This is a genomic window from Paraburkholderia sp. 2C (assembly GCF_054589215.1).
The window spans coordinates 414,203-429,264 of the sequence record NZ_BAAILL010000050.1 but is presented as its reverse complement, the minus strand read 5'-3'; the positions used below and the strand labels follow the sequence as shown (position 1 = coordinate 429,264).

14 protein-coding genes and 1 pseudogene are annotated in these 15,062 nt (G+C 62.4%); 12 read left to right on the top strand and 3 right to left on the bottom strand.

The features are described 5' to 3' along the window. The 3 genes from ACYPXD_RS28830 to ACYPXD_RS28820 all read right to left on the bottom strand — a co-directional run. Window positions 1-405, bottom strand: a 405-nt coding sequence (locus tag ACYPXD_RS28830) for a citrate/2-methylcitrate synthase (RefSeq protein WP_459719623.1), incomplete at its 3' end; no start/stop codon positions are given. Window positions 406-437: 32 nt separating this feature from the next. Beyond that, the gene (locus ACYPXD_RS28825; RefSeq protein WP_459719617.1) at window positions 438-1,460 is read right to left on the bottom strand and encodes an HpcH/HpaI aldolase/citrate lyase family protein; all 1,023 of its coding nucleotides are present in this window, start codon (window positions 1,458-1,460) and stop codon (window positions 438-440) included. A 112-nt stretch (window positions 1,461-1,572) separates the two neighbouring features. Further along, window positions 1,573-2,553, bottom strand: coding sequence for a malate dehydrogenase (locus tag ACYPXD_RS28820; protein ID WP_459719612.1), 981 nt, complete (start codon window positions 2,551-2,553; stop codon window positions 1,573-1,575). Window positions 2,554-3,085: 532 nt separating this feature from the next. Between ACYPXD_RS28820 and ACYPXD_RS28815 the strand changes: the two genes are divergently transcribed. The 12 genes and pseudogenes from ACYPXD_RS28815 to ACYPXD_RS28760 form a co-directional block, all read left to right on the top strand. Beyond that, window positions 3,086-3,886: a GntR family transcriptional regulator gene (locus ACYPXD_RS28815; protein WP_459719607.1), complete on the top strand. Its 801-nt coding sequence runs from the start codon at window positions 3,086-3,088 to the stop codon at window positions 3,884-3,886. 180 nt (window positions 3,887-4,066) lie between these two features. Then, window positions 4,067-4,483: a succinate dehydrogenase, cytochrome b556 subunit gene (gene sdhC / locus ACYPXD_RS28810; RefSeq protein WP_459719601.1), complete on the top strand. Its 417-nt coding sequence runs from the start codon at window positions 4,067-4,069 to the stop codon at window positions 4,481-4,483. Window positions 4,484-4,487: 4 nt separating this feature from the next. Next, window positions 4,488-4,856, top strand: coding sequence for a succinate dehydrogenase, hydrophobic membrane anchor protein (gene sdhD / locus ACYPXD_RS28805; RefSeq protein ID WP_075159130.1), 369 nt, complete (start codon window positions 4,488-4,490; stop codon window positions 4,854-4,856). Window positions 4,857-4,860: 4 nt separating this feature from the next. After that, window positions 4,861-6,636 (top strand): succinate dehydrogenase flavoprotein subunit, encoded by a 1,776-nt coding sequence (gene sdhA / locus ACYPXD_RS28800; protein WP_459719593.1) that lies wholly within the window; start codon window positions 4,861-4,863, stop codon window positions 6,634-6,636. A 44-nt stretch (window positions 6,637-6,680) separates the two neighbouring features. After that, entirely contained in the window at window positions 6,681-7,385 is a 705-nt protein-coding gene (locus tag ACYPXD_RS28795) for a succinate dehydrogenase iron-sulfur subunit (protein WP_459719590.1), read from the top strand. Between the two features lie 85 nt (window positions 7,386-7,470). Then, window positions 7,471-7,743 carry an FAD assembly factor SdhE gene (locus ACYPXD_RS28790; protein ID WP_459719584.1) on the top strand — a complete coding sequence of 91 codons (273 nt, stop codon included), beginning with the start codon at window positions 7,471-7,473 and terminating at the stop codon, window positions 7,741-7,743. Between the two features lie 126 nt (window positions 7,744-7,869). Further along, window positions 7,870-9,171, top strand: coding sequence for a citrate synthase (gltA, locus tag ACYPXD_RS28785; protein ID WP_459719581.1), 1,302 nt, complete (start codon window positions 7,870-7,872; stop codon window positions 9,169-9,171). A gap of 391 nt (window positions 9,172-9,562) precedes the next feature. Then, entirely contained in the window at window positions 9,563-10,972 is a 1,410-nt protein-coding gene (gene leuC / locus ACYPXD_RS28780; protein WP_459719578.1) for a 3-isopropylmalate dehydratase large subunit, read from the top strand. Window positions 10,973-10,985: 13 nt separating this feature from the next. Next, window positions 10,986-11,639 carry a 3-isopropylmalate dehydratase small subunit gene (gene leuD, locus ACYPXD_RS28775; RefSeq protein ID WP_459719574.1) on the top strand — a complete coding sequence of 218 codons (654 nt, stop codon included), beginning with the start codon at window positions 10,986-10,988 and terminating at the stop codon, window positions 11,637-11,639. Window positions 11,640-11,687: 48 nt separating this feature from the next. Beyond that, a complete protein-coding gene (gene leuB, locus ACYPXD_RS28770) occupies window positions 11,688-12,755 on the top strand; it encodes a 3-isopropylmalate dehydrogenase (protein ID WP_459719571.1) in 1,068 nt (355 codons plus the stop codon). A gap of 336 nt (window positions 12,756-13,091) precedes the next feature. Beyond that, window positions 13,092-14,213 (top strand): aspartate-semialdehyde dehydrogenase, encoded by a 1,122-nt coding sequence (gene asd, locus ACYPXD_RS28765; protein WP_459719568.1) that lies wholly within the window; start codon window positions 13,092-13,094, stop codon window positions 14,211-14,213. Window positions 14,214-14,382: 169 nt separating this feature from the next. Next, window positions 14,383-15,062: pseudogene (locus ACYPXD_RS28760) on the top strand (FimV/HubP family polar landmark protein); the annotation flags it as partial.

The window sequence follows — 15,062 nt, the reverse complement described above, 5'->3', positions numbered from 1 at the left end:
CTTTTCGGGCAGCACGGTGCCGAGCGCGGAGACGCCGGTGCGCATCACGTCCATCGGATGCGCGGCGGCCGGGATCCATTCGAGCACCGCCTTCACGTTCGCGGGCAGGCCGCGCATGCCCTTGAGCTTCGCCTTGTACGCATTCAGTTCGGCGAGGTTCGGCAGTTTGCCGTGCACGAGCAGATGCGCGATTTCCTCGAATTCGCAGGCGCCCGCGAGATCGAGAATGTCGTAGCCGCGGTAGTGCAGGTCGTTGCCGGTGCGGCCCACTGTACACAGCGCGGTATTGCCGGCCGTCACGCCCGACAGCGCGACCGATTTCTTCGGTTTGAATGCCCCTTGGGCCGTGCCGCCCGCTTGGGCGGCGGATTGCGAAGCAGGCGTTTGCGTCGTCGTGTCGCTCATCTCCAGCGCTCTCCTTGTGTGCGTGCGCGTTATTAGCCTTGCGTCCTCACGGACCCGGCGCCGGCGTCGTCGCCGAACAGCGGCGCGGCTTGCGCGGGCACGGCGCGTCCCGTCGAGCGCGCGCGGCGCAACACGGACCAGTAATAGCGATAGCTCGCGCGGTCGTGCAAGGTGTCCTGATATCGCGTGGGGCCCCATTGCACGGCCTGCGCGGCAAGCAGAATCTCGGTGGCCGTCGCGATTTCGTCGTCGCGCGGCGCGAATGCGGAGACGATCGGCTGAATCTGCGCCGGGTGAATGCTCCACATGCGCGTATAGCCGAACTCGTTGCGCGCCCGCGCGGCATCGTTCGCGACGACGCTCATATCGCGCACTTCGGTCGACACGTTATGTGACGGCACCTTGCCGTGCGCATGGCACGCCGCGGCGATTTCGAGCTTGGCGCGCCGCACGAGGGGGTGTTCGAACTGCCCCGGCGAGCGCATCGCGGTATCGGGAATCGCGCCGTCATGCGCCGAGACGAAATCCATCAGGCCGAAGCTCAGCGCCTGTACGCCCGGCAGGGCGGCGAGCTCGAACGCGCGCGCGAGTGCGCCATGCGTTTCGACGAGCAGTTGCACCGGCACCGGCTGCGCGATACCGAGTTCGCGGCGCGTGGCATCGATGAACGCGCACATTTCGGCGGCATCGGGAACGCTGCGGATTTTCGGCAGCGCGACATACGCGGGCGCCCGCTTCGCGGCGCGCAGGATGAGGCGCACGTCGTCGCGCCAATGCGCGTGATCGAAATCGTGGATACGCACGCCGACGCGGTTGAAGCGGTCGTGCTCGCTGCCGAGCATCGAGGCGACGAGCTCCGCATGTTCGGCTTCATGGCCGATCTGCGCGCCGTCCTCGCAATCGAGCGTGACGTCGAATACCGGACCGAGCTCCTGCTGCAGCGCGAGCGATTTGAGCATCAGCTTCTCGCTGCCGGCGTAGTGATCGCAGGCAGGCAGGACGGTGGGCGGCGCTTCGCCGTCAAACAGCACTTCGGCGGGGGTGGGGGCGCGCATTATCGACGTCAAAAGCGTGTTTGAAAACCGTGGATTCTGTTCTGGCCAAATGGGCGTAAAAAACCGGAACCCGCCGCACAGCAACGAGGTTCCGGTTATTTCGCATCGGTGCTTACAGCAGGTGCTTGACGCCGTCGCGCTCTTCGAGCAGCTCGTTGAGCGTGCCGTCCATCTTCTCGCGCGAGAACGCGTCGATCTCGAGACCCGTCACGCGCTTGTACTCGCCGTTTTCGCAGGTGACCGGCACGCCGTAGATGATGTCTTCGGGAATGCCGTACGAGCCGTCCGACGGAATGCCCATCGTCACCCACTTGCCGTTCGTGCCGAGCACCCAGTCACGCACGTGATCGATCGCCGCATTCGCCGCCGATGCCGCCGAAGAAAGCCCGCGCGCTTCGATGATCGCCGCGCCGCGCTTGCCGACGGTCGGGATGAACACGTTGCGGTTCCATTCGTCGTCGTTGATCAGCTTCGTGAGGTTCTGGCCTTCGGCCGTCGCGACGCGGAAGTCGGGGTACATCGTCGGCGAGTGGTTGCCCCACACGGCGAGCTTCTCGATCGATGCGACCGGCTTGCCCGATTTCGCGGCGAGTTGCGACAGCGCGCGGTTGTGGTCCAGACGCAGCATCGCCGTGAAGTTCTTCTTCGGCAGATCCGGCGCCGACTTCATCGCGATATACGCGTTCGTGTTGGCCGGGTTGCCGACCACGAGCACCTTCACGTCGCGGCTCGCGACTTCGTTGAGCGCCTTGCCTTGAACCGTGAAGATCTCGGCGTTGGCCGACAGCAGATCCTTACGCTCCATGCCCTTCGAGCGCGGACGGGCGCCGACCAGCAGCGCGACGTCGGCGTCCTTGAACGCAACCTTCGGGTCGTCGGTGACCACGACACCCGCGAGCAGCGGGAACGCGCAGTCTTCGAGCTCCATCACGACGCCTTTGACGGCGGCTTGCGCTTGCGGCAGGTCAAGCAACTGCAGGATCACCGGCTGGTCCTTGCCGAGCATGTCGCCGTTGGCGATGCGAAATAGCAGGGAGTAACCGATTTGACCTGCGGCGCCAGTGACGGCAACGCGCTTTGCGGGCTTAGCCATTGAGAAATCTCCAGGACGGTGCGTTAAGTGCGTTAGTGCATTGATTAGTGCATCAGACGCTTTGAGAAAACGCCATTTTATATGCGCGTCAGCCGAAGCGTCGCAAACTCGATGAACTCTTTGCGCAGGGGCATGACGGCGCGCGCGGCTCGCTGCGACCTGCGCAATCCTGCAATCGCGCATTTCGGCGAGCGTCGATGAGGCCGCATGAAGTGGGGAGCATAAGTCTGAAATCGCGCGCGTGGGCAGCGCCGGTTCAGATCTCGTGAAGCCATTCGTGAGGCGGACGGCAGGCGAATCGAAAGCTGGACTGAGGGGGGCACAGCATGCTCAGGAACGGTGTTCCCGGCTACGCGTTCGCTTGCATTGCGCTGCTGCCGCATAACCTGAAAACTGCCCGCAAACCCTTGCTCGACAAGGAGTGTAGGAGCGGGCTGAAGCAAAGTCAACAGTATCTTATGTCTTATATAAGACATAAGTATTGACCTGAAATAGGTGGACGGCGGTCAACCCTTTATGATGAAATGCGCGCATGAATTCGAACCAGGCGAGCTCCTCGAATCCGATCGGCCCGGCGGGCACAGGCGAAGGCTTGCCCGCTCCGGCATCGTCTTCGTCGCCTACATTCAGCCCGCTTTATCAGCAGATCAAGGGGCTCATTACGCAGAGCCTCGAGTCCGGCGAATGGAAGCCCGGCGAGATCATTCCCAGCGAAGTCGAACTGGCTGCGCGCTACAAGGTCAGCCAGGGCACGGTGCGCAAGGCGATCGACGAACTGGCGGCCGACAATCTCCTCGTGCGGCGCCAGGGTAAGGGCACCTTTGTTGCGACGCACAACGAAGACCGCGCCCAGTTTCGCTTCCTGAGATTACTGGCCGATGACGGCGTCGAGCATCCGCATATCAGCAAGCTGCTCGAATGCCGCCGCATGCGCGCATCGGCGGAGATCGCGCGGCAACTCGATCTGAAGCCGTCGGACCCGGTTGTGCTGATCAAGCGTCTGCTGCAGTTCGACGGCGAAGACACGGTGCTCGACGAAATCTGGTTGCCCGGCGGCGTGTTTCGCGGGCTCACGCTCGAGCGGTTGTCCGAGTACAAGGGGCCGCTTTATGCCATGTTCGAAACGGAGTTCGGCACGCGTATGATCCGCGCGTCGGAGAAGATTCGCGCAGTGGCGGCGGACCCGACGGTCGCCGATCTGCTCCATGTGCCGCCGGGTTTTCCGCTGTTGTCGGTCGAACGCGTGTCATACACGTACGGCGACCGGCCGGTGGAAGTGCGGCGAGGTTGGTATGTCACAACCGGCTATTACTATCAGAACGACCTCAGTTGATGCGAGCAGGGCAGCGGACGCGGCTTGCGGGTCCGTTGTGTTCCATGTGCTCTTGCATCGGCTGTAAAAGCGTCTTTGTTTCCGCCGATATAAAGCAGTCTTGAGCAGATGTTCGCTGCAGCGCGGAATGAAAAGGCGCTAAAATCGCGGATTAGTGTGACTACATAGTAGGGGTCTAGCATGTCTGAAGCCGTAAAAAAACCGAGACCGGAATTCCGGAACATCGGTATCGGGCAGATTCTAACGGCGTACCGTCTTCCACTAGCGGGGCGCGTGTCCATTCTGCATCGCGTGAGCGGTGCACTGCTCTTCATCTTCCTTCCGTTCCTGCTGTACCTCTTCGATCAGAGTCTCACGTCCGAACTCAGCTTCGAAGTCTTCAAGGCCTTTCTCTCCAACATCATCGTCAAGCTGATCACGCTGGTTCTGGCGTGGGCTTTCCTGTTTCACTTCTGCGCCGGTATCCGTCACCTGATGATGGACACCAACCACAATGCGGTGTCGAAGGAAAAAGGCAAGAGCACGTCGATCGTCGTGCTTGTCGTGTCGTCGGTGCTGACCATTGCGTTCGCGCTGAAACTGTTCGGAGCCTTCTAAGAAAATGTCCTCCAATAACCGAATCGGTTCGAAGCGCCTCGTCGTCGGCGCGCACTATGGTCTGCGCGACTGGCTCGCGCAACGTATCACCGCCACGATCATGGCGATCTACACGGTGATCCTGCTCGTGTGGTTCTTCGCCGCTCACGCGTTCTCGTACGACGGCTGGGCCTCGATCTTCGCTACCCAGTGGATGAAGCTCGCGACGTTTGTCACGCTGCTGTCACTGTTCTATCACGCATGGGTCGGCATTCGCGACATCTGGATGGACTATATCAAGCCGGTCGGCACGCGGCTCGTCCTTCAGGCGCTGACGATCGTCTGGCTGCTCGCGTGTGCGGGCTACGCCGCGCAGATTCTCTGGAGAGTGTAAAAGAATGGCTGCAATCAAAAATTCTCTGCCGCGTCGCCGTTTCGACGTGGTGATCGTCGGCGCGGGCGGCTCGGGAATGCGCGCGTCGTTGCAACTGGCGCGCGCGGGTCTGTCGGTGTGCGTGCTGTCGAAGGTGTTCCCGACGCGTTCGCACACGGTCGCCGCGCAAGGCGGCATCGGCGCGTCGCTCGGCAACATGAGCGAAGACAACTGGCACTATCACTTCTACGACACGATCAAGGGCTCCGACTGGCTCGGCGACCAGGATGCGATCGAGTTCATGTGCCGCGAAGCGCCGAACGCCGTATACGAACTCGAGCACTTCGGCATGCCGTTCGACCGCAATGCGGACGGCACGATCTATCAGCGTCCGTTCGGCGGCCACACCGCGAACTACGGTGAAAAGCCGGTGCAGCGCGCGTGCGCGGCGGCGGACCGCACCGGCCACGCCCTGTTGCATACGCTGTACCAGCAGAACGTCGCGGCCAAGACGCAGTTCTTCGTCGAATGGATGGCGCTCGATCTGATCCGCGACGCGGACGGCGACGTGCTCGGCGTGACCGCGCTCGAAATGGAAACGGGCGACGTCTATATCCTCGAAGGCAAGACCACGCTGTTCGCCACGGGCGGCGCGGGACGCATCTTCGCGGCCTCGACGAACGCGTTCATCAACACCGGCGACGGCCTCGGCATGGCTGCACGCGCGGGCATTGCGCTGCAGGACATGGAGTTCTGGCAGTTCCACCCGACCGGCGTGGCCGGCGCGGGCGTGCTGATCACCGAAGGCGTGCGCGGCGAAGGCGGCATTCTGCGTAACGCGGACGGCGAGCGCTTTATGGAGCGCTATGCGCCGACGCTGAAAGACCTCGCGCCGCGCGACTTCGTTTCGCGTTCGATGGACCAGGAAATCAAGGAAGGCCGTGGCGTCGGTCCGAACAAGGACCACGTGCTGCTCGACCTGTCGCACATCGGCGCCGAGACGATCATGAAGCGTCTGCCGTCGATCCGCGAAATCGCGCTGAAATTCGCGAACGTCGACTGCATCAAGGAACCGATTCCGGTCGTGCCGACCATTCACTATCAGATGGGCGGTATTCCGACGAACATGCATGGCCAGGTGGTCGGCACGTCGCGCGATCACGAAGAGCCCGTCAACGGCTTCTATGCGGTCGGCGAATGCTCGTGCGTGTCGGTGCACGGCGCGAACCGTTTGGGCACGAACTCGCTGCTCGACCTCGTGGTGTTCGGCCGCGCGGCCGGCAACCATATCGTCAAGCACGCGAGCGGAATGAAGGACCACAAGCCGCTGCCGGCGGATGCAGCCGATCGCGCGCTCGAACGTCTCGCGAAACTCGAATCCTCGTCGTCGGGCGAGTACACGCAGTCCATCGCGAACGACATTCGCGCGGCGATGCAGGCGCACGCCGGCGTGTTCCGCACGTCGAAGCTGCTCGCCGAAGGCGTCCAGAAGATCGACGAGCTGAAGGAGCGCGTCGCTCATGTGCATCTGAAGGACAAGTCGAAGGTGTTCAACACCGCGCGCGTCGAAGCGCTCGAACTGGCGAACCTGATCGAAGCGGCGCGCGCCACGATGGTGTCGGCCGACGCACGCAAGGAAAGCCGCGGCGCGCACGCACAGAGCGACTTCGAACATCGCGACGACGAAAACTGGCTGCGCCATACGCTGTGGTTTAGCGAAGGCGATCGCCTCGACTACAAGCCGGTTCACATGAAGCCGCTGACGGTCGAATCGGTGCCGCCGAAGGCACGTACTTTCTAAGCACGTCTCTTCAAGGCATCGCCACCAGTCAAAGGACCCACAATATGGCCAAGCGTACTTTCGAAATCTACCGCTACGATCCGGACAAGGACGCAGCGCCGCGCATGCAGACGTATGAACTCGACATCGACTCGCACGAACGCATGCTGCTCGACGCACTCGTCAAGCTGAAATCCGTCGATGAATCGATCTCGTTCCGCCGTTCGTGCCGCGAAGGCGTGTGCGGCTCGGACGCGATGAACATCAACGGCAAGAACGGTCTCGCCTGTTTGACGAACCTCAACGATCTGCCGCAGAAGATCGTGCTGCGCCCGCTGCCGGGTCTGCCGGTCGTGCGCGACCTGATCGTCGACATGACGCAGTTCTTCAACCAGTATCACTCGATCAAGCCTTACCTGATCAACGACACGCCGCCGCCCGAGAAAGAGCGCCTGCAGTCGCCGGAAGAGCGCGACGAGCTCGACGGCCTCTACGAGTGCATTCTGTGCGCAAGCTGCTCGACGTCGTGCCCGAGCTTCTGGTGGAATCCGGACAAGTTCGTCGGTCCGGCGGGCCTGTTGCAAGCCTATCGCTTTATCGCGGACAGCCGCGACGAAGCGACCGGCGAACGCCTCGACAACCTCGAAGATCCGTACCGTCTGTTCCGCTGCCATACGATCATGAACTGCGTCGACGTGTGCCCGAAGGGGCTCAATCCGACGAAGGCGATCGGTAAGATCAAGGAATTGATGGTGCGGCGCGCGGTCTGAGATGAATAACCCCCACGCTCCCTATCGGCCGCTGCCCCGCGAGGGGGAGGTCGGTGCGCCGGGGAGCGGCCCTGCGCGTAGTGACATGGACGAATCATCGCATCAGTCCGACCCTCTTCGCCGTGCGCGCCTCCGCTGGCGCGCACGGCGCGGCCTGCTGGAGAACGATCTGATCTTCGAGCGTTTTTTCAGCCGATATGAGCATGACCTCAGTGATGCGGACGTAGGCGCGTTGACGCGCCTGCTTGAGCTGAGCGATAACGACCTGATGGACTTGCTGCTCGCCCGCAAGGAACCAGAAGGCGACCTGGCCGACCCGGACGTCAGACGGGTCCTCGACATGTTGCGTACGGCCTAGCCCGGATTGAGCGCCGGCGGTTCCATAGCCGGCGATGGGACCACCGGTTCGACCGTACCGCAAGCATGGCCGAGAAGGCGTGCAATTATCGAAACCCTGTTTCCACCTTTCGATTGAGGATGTGCTATGACCCCGTCAGATGTTAAAGCCACGCTATCGTTCAGCGACAACTCGCCGAGCGTCGAAATGCCGATCTACAAGGGCACGATGGGCCCGGATGTGATCGACATCCGCAAACTGTACGGCCAGACCGGCAAGTTCACGTACGACCCGGGCTTCATGTCGACGGCATCGTGCAACTCGGCGATTACCTACATCGATGGGGACAAGGGCGAGTTGCTGTATCGCGGCTTCCCGATCGACAACCTTGCGCAAAATGCAGACTTCCTCGAGACCTGCTACCTGCTGCTGAAAGGCGAACTGCCGAACGCGCAGGAGAAGGAAGAGTTCGTGAAGACCGTCACGAATCACACGATGGTGCACGAACAGATGCAGTTTTTCTTCCGCGGTTTCCGCCGCGACGCGCATCCGATGGCGATTCTCGTGGCGGCAGTCGGCGCGCTATCCGCGTTCTATCACGACTCGCTCGACATCAATAATCCGCGTCACCGTGAAGTGTCGGCGATCCGCATGATCGCGAAGCTGCCGACGCTCGTCGCGATGGCGTACAAGTACAGCATCGGCCAGCCGTTCGTTTATCCGCAAAACAACCTGTCGTACAGCGCAAACTTCATGCGGATGATGTTCTCGAATCCGTGCGAAGAGTACCAGGTCAATGACGTGCTCGTGCGCGCGCTCGACCGCATCCTGATCCTGCATGCGGACCACGAGCAGAACGCGTCGACCTCGACGGTGCGTCTCGCGGGTTCGTCGGGCGCCAACCCGTTTGCGTGTATCGCCGCGGGTATCGCCTGCCTGTGGGGTCCGGCGCACGGCGGTGCAAACGAAGCCGCGCTGAACATGCTCGAAGAAATCGGCACGGTGGACAACATCCCCGAATTCATCAAGCAGGTGAAGGACAAGAACTCGGGTGTGAAGCTGATGGGCTTCGGTCACCGCGTGTACAAGAATTACGACCCGCGTGCGAAGCTGATGCGCGAGACGTGCCACGAAGTGCTCGAAGAACTGGGCCTGCATGACGACCCGCTCTTCAAGCTCGCGATGGCGCTCGAAAAGATCGCGCTCGAAGACGAATACTTCGTGTCGCGCAAGCTGTACCCGAACGTCGACTTCTACTCGGGCATCGTGCAGCGCGCACTCGGCATTCCGACGTCGATGTTCACCTGCATCTTCGCGATGGCGCGCACGGTGGGCTGGATTGCGCAGTGGAACGAAATGATCGCGGATCCGGAACAGAAGATCGGCCGTCCGCGTCAGCTCTTTATCGGCGATACGCCGCGCGAAGCGAAGCCGATCTCGAAGCGCTAAACGAAGCGCGCGTGATCGCGCCTGCCGCGCGGTGCAAACACCGCGTTGGTCCTCGCAAGTAGCATGCAGAACGCCTCGACGGCTTGCGCCGCCGAGGCGTTCTGCATTTGCGGTCGCGTGCCATGGCTCCTGCGGGCATGAGACCTGTGCGCGAAGAGCCGCCTCGCGCGCGGTGTTCAGGCAACGCGCGTTCGTCTGGGGCAGCCTTGCGTTCGCGAAGACCGTGCAAACCCCGACCATCATGCCGGGTAACCGCGATACAGGTATCGACACTACCAGCCAAGCTACTGTTTTCTATCGGTTTTTTCAGATTTTCGTAGGCAGCCGATGGGCACTGCGTGGCATAATCGCCTGACAGCATCGCCTTGTAGTCACTACTACCCCGCATACCATGGCACAGACTCTGTACGACAAATTGTGGAACAGCCACGTGGTCCACACCGAAGACGACGGCACGACGCTTCTCTATATCGACCGTCATCTGTTGCATGAAGTGACGAGCCCGCAGGCGTTCGAAGGCCTCAAGCTGAACCAGCGCCCCGTGTGGCGCATCAGCGCGAACCTGGCGGTGTCCGATCACAACGTTCCCACCACCGACCGCAGTCACGGCATCGCGGATCCCGTGTCGAAGCTGCAGGTCGATACGCTCGACGCGAACTGCGATGCGTTCGGTATTACGCAGTTCAAGATGAACGATATGCGGCAGGGCATCGTGCACATCATCGGCCCCGAGCAGGGCGCGACGCTGCCTGGTATGACGATCGTCTGCGGCGATTCGCATACGTCGACGCACGGCGCGTTCGGCGCGCTTGCACACGGTATCGGCACGTCGGAAGTGGAGCATGTGCTGGCCACGCAAACGCTGCTGCAGAAAAAGAGCAAGAACATGCTCGTGAAGGTCGAGGGCACGCTGCCGCGCGGTTGTACCGCGAAAGACATCGTGCTCGCGATCATCGGCAAGATCGGCACGGCAGGCGGAACGGGCTACGCAATCGAGTTCGGCGGCTCGACGATTCGTTCGCTGTCGATGGAAGGACGCATGACGGTCTGCAATATGGCGATCGAAGCGGGCGCGCGCGCCGGCATGGTCGCGGTCGACGATACCACCGTCGAATACCTGAAGGGCCGTCCGTTCTCGCCGACGGCCGCGGAATGGGAGCAGGCTGTCACGTACTGGAAGCAGTTCAAGTCCGATCCGGATGCGCATTTCGATCGCGTCGTCGAACTGAACGCCGCGGAAATCGTGCCGCAAGTCACCTGGGGTACGTCGCCGGAAATGGTCACATCGATCGACGGGCGCGTGCCCGATCCGGAACGCGAGAAAGATCCGGTCAAGCGCGACGCGATCGAACGCGCGTTGAAGTACATGGCGCTCGAGCCGAATCTGCCGATCGAATCGATCAAACCGGACAAGATCTTTATCGGCTCGTGCACGAATGCGCGCATCGAAGACCTGCGTGCCGCCGCATGGGTCGTGAAGAAGCTCGGCCGCCGTGTGGCGCCGAATATCCGTCTCGCGATGGTGGTCGCGGGCTCGGGTCTCGTGAAGGCGCAAGCCGAGCGCGAAGGCCTCGACAAGGTGTTCACCGATGCCGGCTTCGAATGGCGCGAGCCGGGCTGTTCGATGTGTCTCGCCATGAACTCGGATCGTCTGGAGCCGGGCGAGCGTTGTGCGTCGACGTCGAACCGCAACTTCGAAGGCCGTCAGGGTGCGGGCGGACGTACGCATCTCGTCAGTCCCGCGATGGCCGCCGCCGCCGCGATCGAAGGACATTTCGTCGATATTCGCAAACTGGGTTAAGAGGCAAAGCGTCATGGACAAATTCACCGTACACACCGGCCTCGTTGCACCGCTCGATCGCGAGAACGTCGATACGGACGCGATCATTCCGAAGCAGTTTCTGAAGTCGATCAAGCGCTCGGGCTTCGGCCCGAACGCGTTCGACGAATGGCGTTATCTCGACCACGGCGAACCGGGCATGGATAACTCGAAGCGTCCGCTGAATCCGGACTTCGTGTTGAACCAGCCGCGCTATCAGGGCGCGTCGGTTCTGCTGGCGCGCCAGAACTTCGGCTGCGGCAGCTCGCGCGAGCACGCGCCGTGGGCGTTGCAGCAATACGGCTTTCGCGCGCTGATCGCGCCGAGCTTTGCCGATATTTTCTATAACAACTGCTTCAAGAACGGTCTGCTGCCGATCGTGCTGACCGAGCAGCAGGTCGATCATCTGTTCAACGAAACCCATGCGTTCAACGGTTTCCAGCTGACGATCGATCTCGAGGCGCAAGTGGTGCGCAAGACCGACGGCAGCGCCGAGTACAAATTCGACGTCGACGGCTTCCGCAAATACTGCCTGCTCAACGGCTTCGACGACATCGGCCTGACGCTGCGCCAGTCGGACAAGATTCGCCAGTTCGAAGCGGAGCGGCTCGCGAAGCAGCCGTGGCTCGGCCATCGGATCGTCGGTTGATCGACCAGCCGGCGTGGCGTTTTGCCATTCTCGAATAAGGAAACACGCATGAAGATTGCAGTTCTGCCAGGCGATGGCATCGGTCCGGAAATCGTTAAGGAAGCCGTAAAGGTGCTGAACACGCTCGGCGAAAAATTCGAGCTCGAAGAGGCGCCGGTCGGCGGTGCGGGTTACGAAGCGGCGGGCCATCCGCTGCCCGACGCGACGTTGAAGCTCGCGAAGGAAGCCGACGCGATCCTGTTCGGCGCGGTCGGCGACTGGAAGTACGACAAGCTCGAGCGCGCGCTGCGCCCGGAGCAGGCCATTCTGGGTTTGCGCAAGCATCTGCAGCTGTTCGCGAACTTCCGTCCGGCGATCTGCTACGCGCAACTGACCGGCGCATCGTCGCTGAAGCCTGAGATCGTATCGGGGCTCGACATCCTGATCGTGCGCGAACTGAACGGCGACATCTATTTCGGTTCGCCGCGCGGTCTGCGCGAGGCGCCGGACGGCCCGTTCGCGGGCGCGAAGGAAGGCTTCGACACGATGCGCTATTCGGAGCCCGAAGTGCGCCGCATTGCCCACGTCGCGTTTCAGGCGGCGCAAAAGCGCGGCAAGAAACTGTGCTCGGTCGACAAATCGAACGTGCTCGAAACATCGCAGCTGTGGAAAGACGTGGTGATCGACGTCGCGAAGGAGTACGCGGACGTCGAGCTGTCGCACATGTATGTCGACAATGCGGCGATGCAGCTCGTGAAGGCGCCGAAGTCGTTCGATGTGATCGTCACCGGCAATATGTTCGGCGATATTCTGTCCGACGAAGCGGCGATGCTGACGGGCTCGATCGGCATGCTGCCGTCCGCGTCGCTCGATAAGAGCAACAAGGGCCTGTACGAGCCGTCGCACGGTTCGGCACCCGATATCGCGGGCAAGGGCGTGGCGAATCCGCTTGCCACGATCCTGTCGGCCGCCATGATGCTGCGTTATTCGCTGAACAAGGCGGAGCAGGCGGACCGCATCGAAAACGCGGTGAAGAAGGTGCTCGAACAGGGTTACCGGACCGTCGATATCGCGACGCCCGGCGGCAAGCAGGTCGGCACCGCGGCAATGGGCGATGCGGTGGTTGCCGCGCTCTAAGCGTCGTTGCCCGTCGCTTTCAAAGGCTTTAAATCAGGCGCACGAACGAGGCTTCGTTTAGCATCGTTTGTGCCCAAAAGCGGCCAGAACGCCGCCGAATCAACCGTTTTCGTGTAGACTCACGCCATGGCGCTGATTCCCCCAATCACTTCGGTCTCGAGCAAGCACGGCACAACGGCCCGTGCGACCGAACTCGCCATCAGCAAAGCACGCATTATCACGATTACCCCGAAAACGATCACGAAACGCTGATCGTCCGTCGTGCCCGCCCGTCTTCCCCGCGCGGTCACGCCGGGCAAAGTTGCGGGGAAGCGTCCACTCCAAGGGTATGAAGTCATGAACGTAGGTCTCGTAGGTTGGCGCGGCATGGTCGGCAGCGTCCTGATGCAACGTATGCAGCAGGAAGGCGACTTCGATCTGATCGAACCGGTGTTTTTCAGCACCAGCAATGCGGGCGGCAAGGCGCCGTCGTTCGCCAAAAACGAGACCACGCTCAAAGACGCAAACAGCATCGACGACCTCCGGAAGTGCGATGCAATCATCTCCTGCCAGGGCGGCGACTACACGAACGACGTGTTTCCGAAGCTGCGCGCGGCCGGCTGGAACGGCTACTGGATCGACGCGGCCTCGGCGCTGCGCATGAAGGACGATGCGGTCATCATCCTCGACCCGGTCAACCTCGATGTGATCAAGAACGCGCTCGTCAAGGGGCAGAAGAACTTCATCGGCGGCAACTGCACCGTGAGCCTGATGCTGATGGCGTTGGGCGGCCTGTTCCGCGAGAACCTGATCGACTGGATGACGGCGATGACGTATCAGGCCGCATCGGGCGCGGGCGCGCAGAATATGCGCGAGCTGCTCGCGCAGATGGGCACGCTGCACGGCGCGGCGCAAGCGGACCTCGCGAACCCGGCGTCGGCGATTCTCGATATCGACCGCAAGGTGCTCGCCGCCATGAACAGCGACAGCATGCCGACCGAACATTTCGGCGTGCCGCTCGCCGGCTCGCTGATCCCGTGGATCGACAAGGATCTCGGCAACGGCATGTCGAAGGAAGAGTGGAAGGGCGGCGCCGAAACCAACAAGATTCTCGGCAAGCCGGCAATGGGCGAGCCGGGCTCGGTGCCGGTCGATGGTCTGTGTGTGCGGATCGGCGCCATGCGCTGCCACTCGCAGGCGCTCACGATCAAGCTGAAGAAGGACGTGCCGCTCGACGAAGTGAATAGCATTCTCGCGTCGGCCAACGACTGGGTGAAGGTGGTGCCGAACGAGCGCGAAGCATCGATGCGCGATCTGTCGCCGGCGGTGGTCACGGGCACGCTGACGGTGCCGGTCGGGCGTCTGCGCAAGCTCGCGATGGGCGGCGAGTATCTGTCGGCATTTACGGTCGGCGACCAGTTGCTGTGGGGCGCCGCCGAACCGCTGCGCCGTATGCTTCGCATTCTGCTCGACAAGTAAAGTAAACTACGCGCTTCAGACGCGTATAACACTTACAGCAACATAAAAGCGTCGCGAATTTCGCGGCGCTTTTTTCATTCGGCGCTTCCACATCTTGTCCTTGCTCATCGCACATCGCGTGAAAACGCTTCGCCAAACAGGGCTGCGCCCGCACGCGCACAGCGTACCGATGATCGATCGATTTCCATTCCTGCATGCTCTGCATGACGCGGCGATGTTCGAGGGCGCGTGTTGCCGCGCGATAACGGCGGCTGTTTTGCTGGCCGCGGCGCAAACGTGTGCTGCACAGGTGGCAACGGGCGGCACTGCGGCGGCGAGCGCGCCGGCCGCCGCGAGTGCACCCGCCGCTGCTGCGGCGGCGCCGTCAGGGGCAAGTCAGGTGACGGTGCAGGCTGGACAGTCGCTGCACGACATCGCCGTCGGGGCTACGCAATCGCATGACCGCGCGGTACTCGCGCGCGCCGCTAAAGCGATCTTCGACGCGAACCCCAGCGCGTTCATGAAGAACGACCCGAGCCGGATGAAGATCGGCGCGGTGTTGAACCTGCCGGCGCTCGATGCGACGGGCGCGGCGGTGGAGGGAGCGTCGGCGGGGGTTTCTGCCGCGACGGCAGCGGCCGGTGGAGGTGGAGCAGCGGCTTCGGCGCCGGGCGGCGCGGCTTCGGGGCCTGCCGCTGCAATGGCGGGAAATGCGGCGAGTTCGGCCGCCGCGGGTTCAGCGGCGACGGCTGCTGCCGGCGCAAACGCGAGCGCTGCGCAAGCGCCGCGAGAGCAGGCGGCCGCGGTGGCGGCGGGATCGGCTACGGGGGCGGTAGCAGCAACGCCCTCGGCGACGGCGGCGAATGCGGC